The organism is Ancylobacter novellus DSM 506, from assembly GCF_000092925.1.
Classification (GTDB): domain Bacteria; phylum Pseudomonadota; class Alphaproteobacteria; order Rhizobiales; family Xanthobacteraceae; genus Ancylobacter; species Ancylobacter novellus.
Window position 1 is genome coordinate 2,529,842 of sequence record NC_014217.1, and the last position, 18,584, is coordinate 2,548,425.

General features: G+C 66.9%; 14 protein-coding genes. 9 read left to right on the forward strand and 5 right to left on the reverse strand.

Going from position 1 to position 18,584, the window contains the following annotated elements:
• Nucleotides 1–29 precede the first annotated feature (29 nt).
• Nucleotides 30–1,880, reverse strand: coding sequence for a sigma-54-dependent Fis family transcriptional regulator (locus tag SNOV_RS12045; protein WP_013167213.1), 1,851 nt, complete (start codon nucleotides 1,878–1,880; stop codon nucleotides 30–32).
• Nucleotides 1,881–2,118: 238 nt separating this feature from the next.
• Here SNOV_RS12045 and adh point away from each other — a divergent pair, with 238 nt between their 5' ends.
• Both adh and SNOV_RS12055 read left to right on the forward strand, forming a co-directional pair.
• Nucleotides 2,119–3,636, forward strand: coding sequence for an aldehyde dehydrogenase (gene adh / locus SNOV_RS12050; RefSeq protein ID WP_013167214.1), 1,518 nt, complete (start codon nucleotides 2,119–2,121; stop codon nucleotides 3,634–3,636).
• Nucleotides 3,637–3,746: 110 nt separating this feature from the next.
• Nucleotides 3,747–4,196, forward strand: a complete 450-nt coding sequence (locus tag SNOV_RS12055) for a DUF779 domain-containing protein (protein ID WP_013167215.1) — start codon at nucleotides 3,747–3,749, stop codon at nucleotides 4,194–4,196.
• Nucleotides 4,197–4,295: 99 nt separating this feature from the next.
• Here the strand turns inward: SNOV_RS12055 and SNOV_RS12060 are convergent, their stop codons facing one another.
• The 3 genes from SNOV_RS12060 to SNOV_RS12070 all read right to left on the reverse strand — a co-directional run bounded on the left by SNOV_RS12060 (nucleotide 4,296) and on the right by SNOV_RS12070 (nucleotide 9,163).
• Nucleotides 4,296–4,625 (reverse strand): hypothetical protein, encoded by a 330-nt coding sequence (locus SNOV_RS12060; protein WP_013167216.1) that lies wholly within the window; start codon nucleotides 4,623–4,625, stop codon nucleotides 4,296–4,298.
• Nucleotides 4,626–4,851: 226 nt separating this feature from the next.
• On the reverse strand, nucleotides 4,852–5,784 hold the full coding sequence (locus SNOV_RS12065; protein WP_013167217.1) for a response regulator transcription factor: 933 nt from the start codon (nucleotides 5,782–5,784) through the stop codon (nucleotides 4,852–4,854).
• Nucleotides 5,774–9,163, reverse strand: coding sequence for a hybrid sensor histidine kinase/response regulator (locus SNOV_RS12070; RefSeq protein WP_013167218.1), 3,390 nt, complete (start codon nucleotides 9,161–9,163; stop codon nucleotides 5,774–5,776). The genes SNOV_RS12065 and SNOV_RS12070 overlap by 11 nt, the downstream gene beginning before the upstream one ends.
• 487 nt (nucleotides 9,164–9,650) lie before the next feature.
• Between SNOV_RS12070 and urtA the strand changes: the two genes are divergently transcribed.
• The 7 genes from urtA to SNOV_RS12105 all read left to right on the forward strand — a co-directional run bounded on the left by urtA (nucleotide 9,651) and on the right by SNOV_RS12105 (nucleotide 16,385).
• Nucleotides 9,651–10,934, forward strand: a complete 1,284-nt coding sequence (urtA, locus tag SNOV_RS12075) for an urea ABC transporter substrate-binding protein (RefSeq protein WP_013167219.1) — start codon at nucleotides 9,651–9,653, stop codon at nucleotides 10,932–10,934.
• 94 nt (nucleotides 10,935–11,028) lie between these two features.
• Nucleotides 11,029–11,955, forward strand: coding sequence for an urea ABC transporter permease subunit UrtB (gene urtB, locus SNOV_RS12080; protein WP_013167220.1), 927 nt, complete (start codon nucleotides 11,029–11,031; stop codon nucleotides 11,953–11,955).
• A gap of 10 nt (nucleotides 11,956–11,965) precedes the next feature.
• Entirely contained in the window at nucleotides 11,966–13,138 is a 1,173-nt protein-coding gene (urtC, locus tag SNOV_RS12085; protein WP_013167221.1) for an urea ABC transporter permease subunit UrtC, read from the forward strand.
• Between the two features lie 11 nt (nucleotides 13,139–13,149).
• A complete protein-coding gene (gene urtD / locus SNOV_RS12090; RefSeq protein WP_013167222.1) occupies nucleotides 13,150–13,920 on the forward strand; it encodes an urea ABC transporter ATP-binding protein UrtD in 771 nt (256 codons plus the stop codon).
• 10 nt (nucleotides 13,921–13,930) lie between these two features.
• Nucleotides 13,931–14,620 carry an urea ABC transporter ATP-binding subunit UrtE gene (gene urtE / locus SNOV_RS12095; RefSeq protein ID WP_013167223.1) on the forward strand — a complete coding sequence of 230 codons (690 nt, stop codon included), beginning with the start codon at nucleotides 13,931–13,933 and terminating at the stop codon, nucleotides 14,618–14,620.
• A 54-nt stretch (nucleotides 14,621–14,674) separates the two neighbouring features.
• Nucleotides 14,675–15,904, forward strand: a complete 1,230-nt coding sequence (fmdA, locus tag SNOV_RS12100; RefSeq protein ID WP_013167224.1) for a formamidase — start codon at nucleotides 14,675–14,677, stop codon at nucleotides 15,902–15,904.
• A 127-nt stretch (nucleotides 15,905–16,031) separates the two neighbouring features.
• The gene (locus SNOV_RS12105; protein ID WP_013167225.1) at nucleotides 16,032–16,385 is read left to right on the forward strand and encodes an FmdB family zinc ribbon protein; all 354 of its coding nucleotides are present in this window, start codon (nucleotides 16,032–16,034) and stop codon (nucleotides 16,383–16,385) included.
• Nucleotides 16,386–16,595: 210 nt separating this feature from the next.
• Here the strand turns inward: SNOV_RS12105 and ggt are convergent, their stop codons facing one another.
• On the reverse strand, nucleotides 16,596–18,371 hold the full coding sequence (gene ggt, locus SNOV_RS12110) for a gamma-glutamyltransferase (RefSeq protein WP_013167226.1): 1,776 nt from the start codon (nucleotides 18,369–18,371) through the stop codon (nucleotides 16,596–16,598).
• Nucleotides 18,372–18,584: the final 213 nt, after the last annotated feature.

The window sequence follows — 18,584 nt, forward strand, 5'->3', positions numbered from 1 at the left end:
CGGGCCGGGGACGCGCCGGGTTCCGTCGCTCAGGCGTGGAACAGCCGCCGGTAGAGCGTCGAGCGGTTGATGCCGAGCCGGCGCGCCGCCAGCGAGACATTGCCGCCGCAGGCCTCCAGCGTGCGCCGCATCGCCTCGACCGTGAGCGCGTCCAGAGTGGTGTCCGACGCCGAAGGCGACGCGGAGACCGGCGCCGTGCCGATCTCCGGCGGCAGCATTGCCTCCTCCACCGGCCGGTAGGGTTCGGCGAGCGCGGCCAGCGCGCGCAGCGTGCCGGCGAGCTGGCGGAAATTGCCGGGCCAGCCATGGCCGGCGAGCCGGGCCGCGCAGCCTTCCGTCAGAGTGAGGCGCTCATCGTCGACGAGCTGCCGCCACAGTTCGCGCACGATGCCGGCGCGGTCGGGCAGCGCCCGCAGCGGCGGCAGCGCCACCGTGTAATGGGCGATGCGGAAATAGAGGTCCTGACGGAAGCTGCCCGCCTCCACCAGCGCGGTGAGGTCGCGATGGGTGGCGCAGAGCAGCGCGAAGTCCACCTTCACCGGCCGGCCGCCGCCGAGCGGGGCGACCTCGCGGTCCTGCAGCACGCGCAGCAGCCGCGATTGCAGCGAGAGCGGCATGTCGCCGATCTCGTCGAGGAACAGCACGCCGCCCTGCGCCTCGCGCAAGAGGCCCTTGCGGCCATGGCGGCGGGCGCCGGTGAAGGCGCCTTCCTCATAGCCGAACAGTTCGGATTCGATCAGCGTCTCCGGCACCGCGGCGCAGTTCACCGCGACGAAGGGGCCGCCCGCGCGCGTGCTCAGGCGATGGATCTCGCGCGCCGCCAGCTCCTTGCCGGTGCCGGTCTCGCCACGGATCAGCACCGGCACGTCCGCCTCCACCATGCGCACCGCGCGGGCGATCGCCTCGCGCTCGGTGGGCGCGAAGAGCGGCCCCTGCTCGCGCCGCGCCGGGGGCGCGAGCACGCCGATCATGCGCGAAGGCGGCGGGCCGTCGAGGCGGCAGAACAGCGGGCGGCCGGCGCCGTCACGCAGCGCATGGGTCTGGCCATCCGCGCGCGGCAGCCGTTCCAGGAGTTCATCCGCGCGCGCCGCGCCCAGCGCCGACCAGTCGGCACCGACGAGGCCGAGGCCGGCGCGGTTCGCCGCCACCAGCCGGTCCTCCTCGAACACCAGCACGCCCTCGCGCGCCGTGCCGAGCAGCGCCCGGTCGGCCTGCAGCCGCAGGATGCGGCGCCCGGCGAAATCCTCGTCGAAGAAGCGGTGCTCGATCTGCGCCACCGCGAGCCGCACCAGCCCGAGCGCATGGCGGTGGTCCACCGCCGCCGGCCCGGACAGGTCGAGCGCCCCGACGGTCTGACCGTAGGGGTCGAGGATCGGCGCCGCCGAGCAGGAAAGGATGCCGTGCGGGTCGTAATAATGCTCGCCGCCATGAACGGCGATGGGCCGGCCCTCCACCAGCGCGGTGCCGACCGCATTGGTGCCGGTCGAGCTCTCTCCCCACATCACGCCGGGGCGCAGCGCCACCTGCGCGGCACGGGCGGCGAAGTCGGCATTGCCGAGCGCGTCGAGGATCAGTCCGTCCGCATCGGTGAGGATGACCACGCAGCCGGTCTGCATGGCGTCGGCATAGAGGCTCTCGATCTCCGGCCGGCACAGGCGGCGCAGCCTCTCGTGCCGCTCGGTGATGGCGCTGAGCTCATGCGCGGTCAGCGGCTCGAGGCGCGGCAGGGCGGCGTTGTCGAGGCCGCGCGCGGCACAGCGCTGCCAGGAGCGCAGGATCGGCTCGGGGACCAGCCCGTCCAGCGGCCTGTCCGGCCGCCCGTGCTGGAAGAACTGCTTGCGCGCGGCGAGCACGCTGCGCGGCGAGGCGTCCGGACGCATGCGATCCTCCCGAGTGTTGCAAAATGCCACACATGTCGCAGGTCTTGTCGTTCTTTCCGACAGTTTCTAGCAAGTTTTCACCCGCCGTCCATCGGCTTCTTCTTCAATCCCCGGCGAGTACTTCGCCAATCCCAACGGAATCAATATTTTCCCGTGCTGCAATGACGATTTTGTGCACTGCCGCATCGCGCTGGCACGGGCGCTGCAATCTTCGCGTTCCCAGCCTGGGAGGATACCAATGAACAAGCCAGAACTCTCCATTACCAAGCAGTCGCCTTTCAAAGCCCGCTACGGCAACTTCATCGGCGGCCAGTTCGTCGAGCCGGTGAACGGGCGCTATTTCGACAACACTTCGCCCATCACGGGCGGCAAGATCTGCGAGGTCGCCCGCTCGGACAAGGACGACATCGAGAAGGCGCTCGACGCGGCCCACGCCGCCAAGGATGCCTGGGGCAAGACCTCGGCCGCCGAGCGCGCGCTGATCCTCAACAAGGTCGCCGACCGCATGGAGGAGAATCTCGACCTGCTCGCGCTGGCCGAGACCTGGGACAACGGCAAGCCGATCCGCGAGACCACGGCCGCCGACATCCCGCTCGCCATCGACCATTTCCGCTATTTCGCCGCCTGCGTCCGCGCGCAGGAGGGCAACCTCTCCGAGATCGACCACGACACCATCGCCTATCACTTCCACGAGCCGCTCGGCGTGGTCGGGCAGATCATCCCGTGGAACTTCCCGATCCTGATGGCGGTGTGGAAGCTCGCTCCCGCGCTCGCCGCCGGCAACTGCGTGGTGCTCAAGCCCGCCGAGCAGACGCCCTCCAGCGTGCTGGTGCTTGCCGAGCTGGTGGCCGACCTGCTGCCGCCCGGCGTGCTGAACATCGTCAACGGCTATGGCCTGGAAGCGGGCAAGCCGCTCGCCTCCAACCCGCGCATCGCCAAGATCGCCTTCACCGGCGAGACGACGACGGGCCGGCTGATCATGCAGTACGCCAGCCAGAACCTGATCCCGGTGACGCTGGAGCTCGGCGGCAAGTCGCCGAACATCTTCTTCGGCGATGTGGTGGCCGAGGACGACGACTTCTTCGACAAGGCGGTCGAGGGCTTCGTCATGTTCGCGCTGAACCAGGGCGAGGTCTGCACCTGCCCCAGCCGCGCCCTGATCCAGGAAAGCGTCTATGACCGCTTCATGGAGAAGGCGCTGAAGCGCGTCGAGGACATCGTGCAGGGCTCCCCGCTCGATCCCTCCACCATGATCGGCGCGCAGGCCTCCTCCGAGCAGCTCGACAAGATCCTGTCCTATATCGACATCGGCAAGCAGGAGGGCGCGCAGGTGCTCACCGGCGGCGAGCGCAACAATCTCGGCGGCGACCTCGCCGGCGGCTATTACGTCAAGCCGACCGTGTTCAAGGGCCACAACCGGATGCGGATCTTCCAGGAAGAGATCTTCGGCCCGGTGGTCTCGGTGACCACGTTCAAGGACGACGAGGAGGCGCTCTCCATCGCCAATGACACGCTCTACGGCTTAGGGGCCGGCGTGTGGACCCGCGACGGCAACCGCGCCTATCGCTTCGGCCGCGCCATCCAGGCGGGCCGCGTCTGGACCAACTGCTACCACGCCTACCCGGCCCATGCGGCCTTCGGCGGCTACAAGCAGTCCGGCATCGGGCGCGAGACCCACAAGATGATGCTCGACCACTACCAGCAGACCAAGAACCTGCTGGTCAGCTACAGCCCGAAGAAGCTCGGCTTCTTCTGAGCCCGTCAGGTCCGGCCGGCGGCGTGAAGCCGCCGGTTTCCGAGACCGTCACCTCGGCGCCGCCCGGCCCCTTCCCCGGCGCGGCGCCGCCTTTCGCCGGAGGCCCCCCAATGGACACGGCAACCGACACGGCACTGCAGGCGGCAAGCGACGCCGCCGCCAATCGTCCGGACCAATCAGGAATTGTACCGCGCGTGCTCGCCACGCCGGCGGCGCTGGAGCTGATCGCCGCGCTCAGGGCCGATCACGGGGCGCTGCTGTTCCACCAGTCGGGCGGCTGCTGCGACGGTTCCTCGCCCATGTGCTACCCGGTCGGCGACTTCATCGTCGGCGACCGCGACGTGCATATGGGCGAGATCGGCGGCGCGCCCTTCTATATGAGCCCGTCGCAGTTCGACTATTGGAAGCACACCCAGCTCATCATCGACGTGGTGCCGGGCCGCGGCGGCATGTTCAGCCTGGAGAATGGGCGGGACGTGCGCTTCCTCACCCGCTCGCGCCTGTTCGCCGACGAGGAGCTCGACCGGCTGGCGCCGGTCGGCGAAGGCCCGGCAACCTGAGATTGCAGCTCCCGCCAGCAAAAAGCCGCCTCCCGCAGGGCGGATGGCGGCCCAGGCAGTCTCGCGCCCGCTCGCCGGCAGTCGCCGGCGGCGTGGGTCTCACTGGCAGAGCAGGATGTCCTGCTCGCGCACCATCTTGTAGTTGTCCGCCAGCTTGGCAACGAAGCGCACGTCGCCGCTGCTGTTGAAGCAGTAGTCGACGAGGCGCCCGTCGCCCCAGCTGATGCGGACGGCACGCGGGTTGTAGCAGAGGTTCTGCAGCTCGATCCGGCCCGCCGAGGCACTGATCTCGACGATGCAGATGCGTTCCACCGCACCCTGCAAATCACTGCCCGCCCAGCGCGGCTGCGCCAGGGCCGACCCACCGAATGCCATCGCGCCCGCCATCAGGCCGGCACAGCTCACTGCAACCAATTTGCGCATCGTCATAACGTTCCCCCCGTTCTGACGCGGATTGGCCGGCGAATTTACACCTCGTTACCCTTAACGCAACAAATTTGAAGCTTTTTTGCTGGCGAATTGAGCAAAATTTCGTAACGACGCCCGTTTGTGTACAAATCGTCGGCAGGTCGCGCACAACCCGTCACAGGCAAAAAGGCGCGCGGCGGCGCGGTCACGAGACCGTCACTGCCGGTATAACCTTTTGAGATAGCGTCTATTTTTTGGTGAGCGCAGTCACCGCCAGGGCCGTCGCGGCGGCCCGGTTCTCGACGCCGATCTTGGCGTAGATCTGTTCGAGGTGCTTATTTACCGTGCGGGGCGACAGGCCGAGAATCTCGCCTATGTCGCGATTCGCCTTGCCGCGGGCGAGCCACATCAGCACCTCGGCCTCGCGGACGGTGAGATTGAGCTTGGCCCTGAGCACCTGTTCGGGCGGCAGGCGGTCATCCTCGACGATGCGCAGCAGCAGCTCCTCCGGCCCGATCTGGCCGACATAGGACAGCCGGAGCCGGCGCGCGGAGCCCTCGACCGGCAGATCGATGGCGTCCGGCTCGGCCGCGGCCGCCTCGCCCTTGCGGCCCTCCAGCCAGCGGCGCACCGGCTCGGGCAGCATCAGGCTGTCGCCGGGCGGCGAGACGGTGATCGAGGTGAGCAGCGCGGTCGCCTGCGGCGTCGACCACAGCACCCTGCCCTCCCGCGTCGCCGAGAGCAGATAGCGCCCCGCCGCGTCCAGCGCCGCGCGGGCGCTGTGGGTCTGGCGGGCATTGGCGAGATGCACGCGGATGCGAGCGATCAGCTCGTCCGGCGAGATCGGCTTGGTGACATAGTCGACCCCGCCCGCCTCCAGCCCCTTCACGATCTGCTCGGTCTCCGACAGGCCCGTCATGAAGATCACCGGCACATGGGCGACCGACTTGTTGCGCTTCAGGCGCCGGCAGGTCTCGAAGCCGTCCATGCCGGGCATCACCGCGTCCATCAGGATGACGTCGGGGGTGATGCGCTCGATGAGCGCGAGCGCATTGGCGCCCTCCACCGCCACCAGCACGGTGGCGCCGGCGGCCTCCAGCGCGTCGGTGAGCAGGCTCAGGGTCTCGGGGGAATCGTCCACCACCAAGACGATGTCGCGGCGTTCCACGCTATGCATCATCGCTGCGCAACGCCTCCAGGACGGCCATGTATTGCTTGAGGTCGAAGGTTTCCATCAGGTCGCGCATATGCGTGACGAAGGCCTTGTTCTTCGGCGAGACGCTCTCGATCTCGGTGAGCTTGGCCTGAATGCCGCGCACATAGCCGATCTCGCCGAGCTTCACGAGGTCGTCGATATGCACGCCGGAGGGCGCGCGCAGGCTGCCGACCGGCACCGCCTCCTCCGCCGCCTTGGCGGCGAGCTCGGCCTCGCCCACCCATTCGATGTCGAGCAGCGCCGCCATCTTCTCGAGCAGCGTGCGCAGATGCACCGGCTTGACCAGATGGTCGTCGTGCTGGGCGAGCCCGTCGCCGAGGATCTCGCCGGCATTGGCCGAGATCATCAGGATGCGCAGCCGGGCATAGCCCTCGTCGCGCAGTTGCCGCACGACTTCCCAGCCGTTCAGCCCCGGCATGGAGATGTCGAGCAGCAGCGCGTCCGGCTCCCATTGCCTTACCATGTCGAGCGCCTGCACGCCATCGCTCGCCGCGAGCACGGTGAAGCCGAGCGGCACGAGGAGTTCGTGCATCAGGTCGCGATGGGCGGCATCGTCGTCCGCCACCAGCACGGTGCGGCGCGGGCCGGTATAGCCGGCGATGTGCCGGTGCTGGATCGGCCCGACGCGCGAGGGGTTGGTCACCTCGGAGAGCATCAGCTTCACCTTGAAGCTGCTGCCCTCCCCCGGCGTGGAAGTGAGCGATATCTCCCCGCCCATGATCTCGGTGAGCAGCTTGGTGATGGTCAGCCCGAGGCCGATGCCGGCGGTGGAATAGGTGCCGGCCCGCTCCCCGCGCTCGAACGGCTCGAAGATGCGCCTGTGGTCGGCGGCGGGAATGCCGATGCCGCTGTCCTCGACCTCGAACTCCGCCACTTGGTTGCGATAGGAGACGCGCAGCGCCACCCGGCCGCGATCGGTGAACTTGATGGCGTTGGAGAGGAGGTTGATGAGCACCTGCCGCAGCCGCTTCTCGTCGGTATAGACCACCGCCGGCAGCCGGTCGGGGCGGACATAGACGAAGTCGATGCCCTTGGCGGTCGCCTGCAGGCGGAACATGTCGACGAGCTGGTCGAGGAAGTCGGCAATGCGCACCTCGTCGCGGGTGAGGTGCAGCCGCCCGGCCTCGATCTTGGAGATGTCGAGCAGCCCGTCGATCAGGCCGGACAGATGCTCGGCCGAGCGGCGCACCACGCGGATGGCGTCGCGCCGGTGCGGCGGGATCGAGGTGTCGCGCTCCAGAAGCTGGGCGTAGCCGAGGATGGCGTTGAGCGGCGTGCGCAATTCGTGGCTGATGCCGACCACATAGCGGCTCTTGGCGAGGTTGGCGGCCTCGGCGGCCTCCTTCGCCTTCTGCAGCTTGGCGTCGGTGCGCTTGTGCGCCTCGATCTCGCGCATCAGCAGCGCGGTCTGGCGGTTGCTCTCCTCCTGCGCCACGCGCCGGCTCTCCTGCGCCAGCACGAACAGCCAGGCGGCGACGCCGGCGATGATCAGCAGGATGAAGTAGAGCGTGAACAGCACGCTGCCGACCGCCTCGGCCTCGGCGACGGGCGCGAAGGTGGCCTGGAAATAGATCACCCCCAATATCGCGCCGATCACCAGAGCGAGCAGCGACAGCACGCCGATATAGTGGCCGATGCGCGAATTGAGCTGAGCCACCATCCACACTGGCAGCGTCGCCCGCATCGCCGCCAATATCTGGTCGGGGAAGCGCGCATCCTCCTTGCAGCGGTCGTGGCAGCGCGCGTCGAGCGAGCAGCACAGCGAGCAGATCGGCCCGGCATAGACCGGGCAATGCGCCATGTCCTCCGGCTCGAACTTGTGCTCGCAGATGCAGCACTTCAGCGTAAGCCGCGTGTCCCAATTCTTGTTGGTGCGCCGGGCGATGTAGTAGCGCCCTCGGGTGGCGAAGGCGATCGCCGCCGCCGCGACGAAGGAGACGGCGAGCGCCAGGAACGGCGCGAACACCTTCAGCGTCGGCCCGAAGAAGCCGGCGAAGGCGATCACGCCGACGAGGGTGCCGACGAACACCGCGCCGACGCCCACCGGATTGATGTCGTAGAGATGCGCCCGCTTGAACTCGATGCCCGGCGGGCTCCAGCCCATCGGCTTGTTGACCACGAGGTCGGCGACCAGCGCCGCCACCCAGGCCACTGCGACGATGGCATAGAGGCCGAGGATCTGCTCCAGCGCCTTGTAGATGCCGAGCGCCATCAGCATCAGCGCGATGGTGACGTTGAACACCAGCCACACCACCCGGCCGGGATGGCTGTGGGTCAGGCGGGAGAAGAAGTTCGACCAGGCAATCGAGCCCGCATAGGAGTTCGTCACGTTGATCTTGAGCTGGGCGAGGATGACGAAGACGCCGGTGAAGGCGAGCGCCACCTCCGGCGAGAACACCGTCTTGAACGCGACCAGATACATCTGCGTCGGCTCGGCGGCGTGGATGAAGGGCACCCCTTGCGTGAGCGCGAAATAGGCGAGGAAGGAGCCGGCGAGCATCTTGATGCCGCCGGGGATGATCCAGCCGGGACCCGCTGTCAGTAGCGCCACCCACCACAGCACGTTGCGCGCCGTCTCGCTGCGGCCGGGCGCGCGGCGCGGCAGGAAGCGCAGGAAGTCCACCTGCTCGCCGATCTGCGCCACCAGGGCGAAGACGACGGTGGTCGCGGCCCCGAACAGCACGAGGTCGAAGGAACCGTCCGGCGCGCCGAAGCGGCCGGTAAAGGAGGTCCAGCCGGCGAGCGGGTTCTCGTCCATCGCGAAGATGAAGGCGAAGGGGATGAGGTTCAGCACCAGCCAGAAGGGCTGGGTCCAGAGCTGGAAGCGGCTGATGAAGGTGATGCCGTGCGTCACCAGCGGGATCACCACCAGCGCGCTGATGAAGTAGCCCACCATCAGCGGCACGCCGAAGCACATCTCCAGCGCCAGCGCCATGATCGCCGCCTCGATGGCGAAGAACAGATAGGTGAAGGAGGCGTAGATCAGCGAGGTGACGGTCGAGCCGATATAGCCGAAGCCGGCGCCGCGGGTGAGCAGGTCGATGTCGACGCCGAACTTGGCGGCGTAGTAGCTGATCGGCAGGCCGGCGGCGAAGATGACGGCGCAGACCACGAGAATGGCCGCCACCGCGTTCTGGAAGCCGTAGGCGAGCGTGATCGCCCCGCCGATCGCCTCCAGCGCCAGGAAGGAGACCGCGCCGAGCGCGGTGTTGGCGACGCGCAGCGCCGACCAGCGGCGCGCGCTCTTGGCGGTGAAGCGCAGCGCATAGTCTTCCAGCGTCTCGTTGACGACCCACTGATTGTAGCGGCGCCGAACGCGAACGATCTTTTGTTCCGCCGCCATAGGGTTTTGCCTCGCCGTGCCGACGCCAGACATTCTTCTGCGCTCACCCTCCCCTGGGCATTTTGTGGTTTGTTACCTTGTAATGCTGCACTGCACACGCCGCCGACTGCTCGCCCCGCCCGACCAACCAAGCACAAATCGTTCCAGTTAAGTCGACTTGAGCCCCTGCGGCCGAATGTCCTGCAACAGTCAGCGTATTTACCTGCCGATCGATGAAAATATGCCCAACTGAATGCAATTGAGGCATGTCGTTTCGATCACTGAATTACCCACCCCCGAAGAATTCGCGTCCGCGCGCGCGTGAAAACGACGAGGCGGAGCGTGCACACACGCCCCAGCCTGCCACGCCACTGTGTGGGAGCGGCCCCAAATCCCCTATACGTCAATCGACGTATTGCTGCATCGCGTCATCGCCCTCCACCATCCTGACAATGCAAGCACATCGCTAAGCTTGTTGAGGCCACGTCAAACCCGTGGAGGGGATCGCATGTCTTCGAATAACGATAAGTCTTCCAAGTTTTCGGCCACGCGCCGCAAGCTTCTGATGGGCATGGCGGCGCTGCCTGCTGCGCCTCTTCTGTCGCAGGCCGGGCTTTTTTCCACGCCGGCCTTCGCCCAGGCCCCCGCGACGTCGGCGGTCAACACGACCGGCCTCGCGGTGACCGACACCGAAGTCACGGTCGGCATCCTGCACTCCGTCACCGGCACCATGGCGATCTCGGAGACCGGCTCGGTGCAGGCCGAGAAGCTCGCCATCGAGCAGATCAACGCCATGGGCGGCGTGCTCGGCCGCAAGATCAAGTTCATCCAGGAGGACGGCGCCTCCGACTGGCCGACCTTCGCCGAGAAGGCCAAGAAGCTCCTCGTCAACGACAAGGTCGCGGCCATCATGGGCTGCTGGACCTCGGCCTCGCGCAAGGCGGTGCTGCCGGTGGTCGAGCAGTATAACGGCATGCTCTACTACCCGACCTTCTATGAAGGCCTCGAGCAGTCGAAGAACGTCATCTACACCGGCCAGGAAGCCACGCAGCAGATCCTCGCCGGTCTCGACTGGGTGCAGAAGACCAAGGCCGGCAAGACCTTCTACCTCATCGGCTCGGACTACATCTGGCCGCGCACCTCGATGAAGATCGCCCGCAAGCACATCGAGGGGCACCTTAAGGACTCCTCGGTCGTCGGCGAAGAGTACTTCCCGCTCGGTCACACCCAGTTCAACTCGGTGATCAACAAGATCAAGCTGAAGAAGCCGGACGTGATCTACGCCGCGGTCGTCGGCGGCTCCAACGTCGCCTTCTACAAGCAGCTCAAGGCCGCCGGCATCGACCTCTCCAAGCAGACGCTGCTCACCATCTCGGTGACCGAGGACGAGATCGACGGCATCGGCGGCGAGAACTTCGCCGGCGCCTATAGCTGCATGAAGTACTTCCAGTCGCTCGACAACCCGAACAACAAGGACTTCGTCGCCGCCTTCAAGAAGATGTGGGGCGAGAAGACCGTGATCGGCGACGTCACCCAGGCCGCCTATCTCGGCCCCTGGCTGTGGAAGATGACGGTCGAGAAGGCCGGCTCCTTCGACGTCGACAAGATCGCCGCAGCCTCCGCCGGCATCGAGTTCAGCAAGGCGCCGGAAGGCTATGTGAAGATCCACCCGAACCACCATTTGTGGTCGAAGACCCGCGTCGGCCAGGCGCAGCTCGACGGCCAGTTCAAGGTGGTGTTCGAGACCCCGGACCTGATCGAGCCCGATCCGTTCCCGAAGGGCTACCAGTGATCGCCTGAAGCTGCCGCCCGGAGAGGGTCGCCCCTCTCCGGGCCGTTCCGGTTGAACGCAGGCGCGCCGCCCGGCGCACGCGGGGGAATTCGCGATGTTCTCTGACTATTCGCTGGCCGAGCTCGGCTCGATCTTCGTGATGCAAGGCTTCGCCGGCCTAATCCTGTTCTCGGTCTTCGTGCTCATGGCACTGGGCCTTGCCATCATCTTCGGCCAGATGGGCGTCATCAACATGGCGCATGGCGAGTTCATGATTCTCGGCGCCTATGTCACCTATTTCACCTCGCAATTCTTCCTGAATCATCTGCCTGCGCTGTTCACCGCCTATTTCTTCGTGGCGATGATACTGGCGTTCATCGCCTCCGGCGCGCTCGGCATGTTCATCGAATGGGCGATGATCCGCCGGCTCTACAAGCGCCCGCTCGACACGCTGCTCGCCACCTGGGGCCTCAGCCTCATCCTCCAGCAGGTCTACCGCTCGGTCTTCGGCCCGCGCGAGGTCGGCGTCGAGCTGCCGGAATGGATGATGGGCTCGCTGCCGCTCACCGACACCATCGAGGTGCAGATCAACGGCCTGTTCGTCATGGGCCTGACCATCGCCATCACCATCGTCGTCGCCGTGCTCATGTACAAGTCGAGCTGGGGCAAGCAGGTGCGCGCGGTGGTGCAGAACCGCGTCATGGCCGGCGCGGTGGGCATCAACACCGAGAAGGTCGACCGCTACACCTTCGGCCTCGGCTGCGGCATCGCCGGCGTCGCCGGCTCGGCCTTCACCATGATCGGTTCCACCGGCCCGACCTCCGGCCAGCTCTACATCGTCGACACCTTCCTGGTCGTCGTGTTCGGCGGCGCGCAGAGCCTGCTCGGCACCATCGCCTCCGCCTTCACCATCTCGCAGGCCCAGTCGACCCTGGAGTTCTTCCTCTCCGGCTCGATGGCCAAGGTCCTCACGCTGCTCGGCGTGGTCATCATCCTGATGCTGCGGCCGCAGGGCCTGTTCGTCATCAAGGTCCGTCGCTGAGGAGGCCGCCATGACCGCACCCGTCAAATCCGGACGCACCTTCTTCCTCCGCCCGCAGGACATGATCGGGATCGTCATCCTCGCGATCCTCCTGCTGGTCGTCCTGCCGCTGACGCTGGACAATTTCCGCCTGCAATTCGTCGGCAAGTACCTGACCTACGCCTTCGTCGCGCTCGGCCTGGTGCTGTGCTGGGGCTATGCCGGCATCCTCTCGCTCGGCCAGGGCGTGTTCTTCGGCCTGGGCGGCTACTGCATGGCGATGTTCCTCAAGCTGGAAGCCTCCAGCGTCGAGAACACCAAGATCCAGACCACGCCCGGCATCCCCGACTTCATGGACTGGAACCAGATCACCGCCCTGCCCTGGTTCTGGGAGCCCTTCCGGAGCTTCGGCTTCACCACCATTGCCGTGGTGCTGGTGCCCGCCTTCTTCGCGCTGCTCGTCGGCTACGCCCTGTTCAAGCGGCGCGTCGGCGGCGTGTACTTCGCCATCATCACCCAGGCGCTCGCCGCGATCATGACCATCCTGATCATCGGCCAGCAGGGCTATACCGGCGGCATCAACGGCATCACGGATCTTCGCACCCTGCACGGCTGGGACATCCGCACCGACAGTGCCAAGACCGTGCTCTACTTCGTCTGCGTGGCGCTGCTCATCGGCTGCATCCTGCTCGCCTATTACGTGAAGTCGTCGAAGCTCGGCCGCATCCTCGTCGCCATGCGCGACAAGGAGGACCGCGTCCGCTTCTCCGGCTACGACGTCTCCTCGTTCAAGATCTTCGTCTTCTGCCTGGCGGCCTCGCTCTCGGCCATTGGCGGGGCGATGTTCACCCTGCAGGTGGGCTTCATGTCGCCCTCCTTCGTCGGCATCGTGCCCTCGATCGAGATGGTCATCTACACCGCGGTCGGCGGGCGCCTCTCCATCCTCGGCGCCATCTACGGCACGCTGCTGGTGAACTGGGCCAAGACCTCCTTCTCGGAGAGCTTCCCCGAGCTCTGGCTCTTCGGTCTCGGCGGCATGTTCATCGCCGTGGTGCTCATCTTCCCGAACGGCATCGCCGGCCTCTACCAGGTCTATGTCGCCCCGCATCTCGGCCCGCTCTTCGGCGGCGCCAAGCGCCGGGCGACGCCTCCCGCCGCCACGCCGCCGGCCGCCGGCTCGGCCGCCCCCGCAGCCGCCGAATAGGAGCCGGAGCCATGAACGCGCAACCCGTCATCACCGACTCCATGAACAAGGACTTCGTCCTCGCGGTGGAGGGGCTCACCGTCTCCTTCGACGGCTTCAAGGCGGTCAACGACCTGTCCTTCTACGTCGACGAGAACGAGATCCGCGTCATCATCGGCCCCAACGGCGCCGGCAAGACGACGGTGCTCGACCTCATCTGCGGGCGCACCAAGGCGACCGCCGGCTCGATCAAGTTCAAGGACCGCGAGCTGACGCGGATGAAGGAGCACGAGATCGTGCGTGCCGGCATCGGCCGCAAGTTCCAGAACCCGTCGATCTACGAGGACCTCACCGTCTTCGAGAACCTCGAGATCTCCTATCCCAAGGGCCGCTCGGTGGCGGGGGCGCTCGCCTTCCGCCGCGACACGGCCGTCAAGGAGCGGGTGCATGAGATCGCCGAGACCATCTTCCTCGCCGACCAGCTCGACCAGCGCGCCGAATATCTCTCGCACGGCCAGAAGCAGTGGCTGGAGATCGGCATGCTGCTGATCCAGGACCCGGAGCTCCTGATGCTCGACGAGCCGGTCGCCGGCATGAGCGTCTCCGAGCGCAAGAAGACCGCCGAGCTGCTCAACACCATCATCAAGAACCGCTCGGTGATCGTGATCGAGCACGACATGAAGTTCGTCGAGGACATCGCCCACAAGGTGACGGTGCTGCACCAGGGCAAGATCCTGTCGGAAGGCCCGATGGCCAAGGTCCAGGCGGACCCGAAGGTCATTGAGGTCTATCTGGGCCATTGAGGAGGCAGGCATGCTGAACGTCTCGAACCTGCACGTCTCCTACGGCGAGAGCGAGGTGCTGCACGGCCTCGACTTCAAGGTCGCGCCGAGTGAGATCGTCGCCATCATGGGCCGCAACGGCATGGGCAAGACCACGCTCATGAAGTCGCTCATGGGCATCGTGCCGACCAAGAGCGGCAGCGTCTCGGTCGGCGAGACCGACATCACGAAGCTCAAGAGCTACGAGCGCGTCGCCAACGGCGTCGCCTATGTGCCGCAGGGCCGCATGATCTTCTCCACCATGACGGTGCAGGAGAACATCGAGACCGGGCTGATCCCGCGCGGCGAGAGCAAGGTGCCCCCCGACATCTACGAGCTGTTCCCGGTGCTGCTGGAGATGAAGGGCCGGCGCGGCGGCAATCTCTCCGGCGGCCAACAGCAGCAGCTCGCCATCGCCCGCGCCCTCGCGACGGGCCCCAAGGTGCTGCTGCTCGACGAGCCGACCGAGGGCATCCAGCCCTCGATCATCCGCGAGATGGCGCGCACGCTGAAGCGCATCCGCGACGAGCGCGGCCTGTCCATCGTGGTCTCCGAGCAGGTGCTCTCCTTCGCCCTCGACATTGCCGACCGCGTGCTCGTCATCGAGAATGGCGAGATCGTCCACGAGAACCTGCGCGCCGACGTCGACGAGGCGAAGGTCGCCAAATTCCTGTCGGTCTGACGCACCGCGTCCGCCGGCCTGATGAGCTTGCCCAAGGGGAGAGTGGAGAAGAGCATGCCCGATACGCTGATCAAGATCGACCTGAACCAGTCGGCCTATGACAACGACATGGTTCACAACCGCTGGCACCCGGACATTCCGATGGTGGCGTGGGTGAAGCCGGGCGACGACTTCATCGTCGAGACCTATGACTGGACCGGCGGCTTCATCAAGAACAACGACAGCGCCGACGACGTGCGCGACATCGACCTGTCGATCGTGCATTTCCTCTCCGGCCCGATCGGCGTGAAGGGCGCCGAGCCCGGTGACCTTCTGGTCGTCGACCTGCTCGACATCGGGGCGATCCCCGGCAATGAATGGGGCTTCAACGGCTTCTTCTCGAAGAAGAACGGCGGCGGCTTCCTGACCGACCACTTCCCGCTGGCCCAGAAGTCCATCTGGGACTTCAAGGGCATGTACACCTCCTCGCGCCACATACCGGGCGTGAACTTCGCCGGGCTGATCCATCCCGGCCTGATCGGCTGCCTGCCCGATCCGAAGCTGCTCGACACCTGGAACAAGCGCGAGGTGGACTTCATCGCCACCAACCCGACCCGCGTGCCCCCGCTCGCCAACCCGCCCTTCGCGGCGACGGCGCATATGGGCCGGCTCAGCGGCGACGCCAAGGCGAAGGCGGCGGCCGAGGGCGCGCGCACGGTTCCCCCGCGCGAGCACGGCGGCAATTGCGACATCAAGGACCTGTCGCGCGGCTCCAAGATCTATTTCCCGGTCTATGTCGACGGCGGCGGCCTCTCCATGGGCGACCTGCACTTCTCGCAGGGCGACGGCGAGATCACCTTCTGCGGCGCCATCGAGATGGCCGGCTGGGTGCATCTGAAGGTCGACGTGCTGAAGGGCGGCATGGCCAAGTACGGCATCAAGACGCCGATCTTCAAGCCGTCGCCGATGACGCCCAATTACAAGGACTACCTGATCTTCGAGGGCATCTCGGTCGACGAGTACGGCCAGCAGCATTATCTCGACGTCAACGTCGCCTACCGCCAGGCCTGCCTCAACGCCATCGAATACCTGAAGAAGTTCGGCTATTCCGGCGCGCAGGCCTATTCGATCCTCGGCACCGCGCCGGTGCAGGGCCACATCTCGGGCGTGGTCGACATCCCCAACGCCTGCGCCACGCTGTGGCTGCCCACCGAGATCTTCGACTTCGACATCAACCCGACCGCCGCCGGCCCGACGAAGTTCATCGACGGCTCGGTCGACATGCCGCTTTCACCGGACCTTTAGACCCCCCGCTTAGATGTCCGGTGCCGCGGGGCGGCGCTTGCGCCGCCCCGCCTCTCCACTAGACTTTGGCGGTGCTTTTGCACCGCCCCGCTCCTACACTCCGAGGAAACGGCAAGAGGTACGGGTCATGCCCGTCTACGAATATCAGTGCGAGAGCTGCGGCGACTTCACCGCCATGCGGCCGATGAGCGAGTACCAGGACCCGCAGCCCTGCCCGGATTGCGGCGCCTCCGCCCCGCGCGTGCTGCTCACCGCGCCGCATTTCTCCGGCATGTCGCGCGAGAGCCTTGCCGCCCATGCCACCAATGAGCGCGCTAGCCACGCGCCGATGAGCACCGGCGAATACGCGGCGAAGAAGCACGCCTCCGGCTGCTCCTGCTGCTCCGGCATGAAGAGCCGCACCAAGAAATCCAAGACCGCGACGGCCGCGAGCGGAGCGAAGAGTTTCCCCTCGGCGCGGCCGTGGATGATCAGCCATTAGGCCTCTCATACGTCATCCCGGACGGCCGGAAGGCCGATCCGGGATCGCGTGCATTCTATGGAGCGCCCCCCAACTCCGCCCTCATCCCCGGGCTTGACCCGGGGACCCAGACTTTCCGCATGCACCCGGTCCCCTGGATGGCCGGGTCAAGCCCGGCCATGAGGGCGGAAAAGTGGTACTTCGGCCGGGATGACGGCGTACGCCTCGCCCCTACTCCCCGATCGCCACGCCCTCGCGGCGCGGGTCGGCGGCTCCCGTCAGCCCCTCCGGCCCGATCGACACCGCCTGCACGCCGGAGGTCATCGGCATGATCTTCACCTCGAAGCCGAGCCCCTTCAGGCCCGGCGCCAGCTCCTCGGCCTTCGTCCCCGCCTCGATCTCGACCGCGCTGAACCGCGCCAGCACGTTCGGAGCGGCGATCGCCTCATCGAGTGGCATGCCCCAGTCGAGATGGGCGATCAGCGTCTTCGCGACATAGCCGATGATCTGGCTGCCGCCCGGCGAGCCGAGCGCCAGCACCGGCTTGCCGTCCTTCATGACGATGGTCGGCGCCATGGACGAGCGCGGGCGCTTGCCCGGCTCCACCCGGTTGGCGATGGGCACGCCGTCGCGCTGCGAGCGGAAGGAGAAGTCGGTCAATTCGTTGTTGAGCAGGAAGCCGCCGACCATCAGCCGCGAGCCGAAGCCGGCCTCGATGGTCGAAGTCATGGAGACGACATTGCCCTCGCCGTCGACGATGGTGATCTGCGTCGTCGAGGGCACGTCGAGCGCCGCCCCGTCGGCGCGCGGCTCGGCCATGGCGTGGTCCCAGCTCGGGTTGCCGGCCGCGACCCCCGGGAGCGCATCGTCGCCGGCGAGCAGCTTGGCGCGCTGGCCGAGATAATCCTTCGCCAGCAGCCCCTTGGTCGGCATCGGCACATAGTCGGAATCGGCCATGTAGCGCTCGCGGTCGGCGAAGGCGAGGCGCGAGGCGTCGGCGATCAGCCGCCACGATTCCGGGCTGGCCGGGCCGAGGCCCTTGAGGTCGTAGGGCTCGACGAGGCCGAGGATCTGGCCGAGCGTCAGCGCGCCCGAGCTTGGCGGCCCCATGCCGCAAATGTCGAGCCTGCGATAGGCGCTGCAGACCGGCGCGCGCTCCTTCACCCGGTATTCGCGCAGGTCGCCGAGCGACAGCACGCCGGGGTTCTGCGCCTCACGCACCGTGCGCACGATGTCGGCGGCGAGCTCGCCGCCATAGAAGGCGTCGGCGCCATATTGCGCCAGACGGCGCAGCGTCGCCGCATAGGCCGGGTTCTTCAGCAACGTACCGGCTTTGAGCGCCGCGCCATCGGCGTCGAGGAAATAGGCCCGCGCCGCCGCGTTGCGCGTCAGCGTGCCGACGTCTTCAGCGATCAGCGAGGCGAGGCGCGGCGACACCTCGAAGCCGCCCTCGGCGCGGCGGATGGCCGGACGGAAGAGCTGCGCCCAGGCGATTTTGCCGTAGCGCCGGTGCACGGTCTCCAGTAGTCGCGGCGTGCCGGGCGTGCCGACCGAGCGCCCGCCGACCACCGCGTCCATGAAGGCGAGCGGCTGGCCCTTCTCGTCCTGGAACAGCGTCGGGGTGGCCGCGCGGGGCGCGGTTTCGCGCGCATCGAAGGTGGTCAGCGTCTTCGCCTGCGCGTCCCAGAAGACGAGGAAGGCGCCGCCGCCGAGGCCGGAGGATTGCGGCTCGACCAGCCCGAGCATGAGCTGCGTCGCCACCATGGCGTCGATGGCATTGCCGCCCGCCCTCAGCGCCGCCGCGCCGGCCTGCGCCGCCAGCGGGTTGGCCGCCGTCACCATCCAGTGCTTGCCGGTGGCGGATTTCTGCGCTGCCGCGACTTGGCTCGGCGCTTCCGGCGCCTGCGTGTCGGCCGCCTGCTGCGCAAAGGCCGCTTCACCGAGCGGCGTCGCCAGCAGCGTGAGCGCGAGCGCCCAGGAAAAACCGAATCCGAGACTGCGCCGCATCCCTGCCTCCATCCTGCTGCCGTGCAACAAAGATTGCTCGCCGTAACGCGAAGTGAACAGTGAATTCGACCGCCTGCCCGCAACGAAAGCGTGACGTTTCGACGAATCGGGTTAAGCTTCAATCGTCGTCAACAATCGAAAGGAGGTGATCCAGTGTCTGATCGTCTTGATCTGCGGTCGTCGGTATCCGTGACCTGGACACTTGCCTCTTGC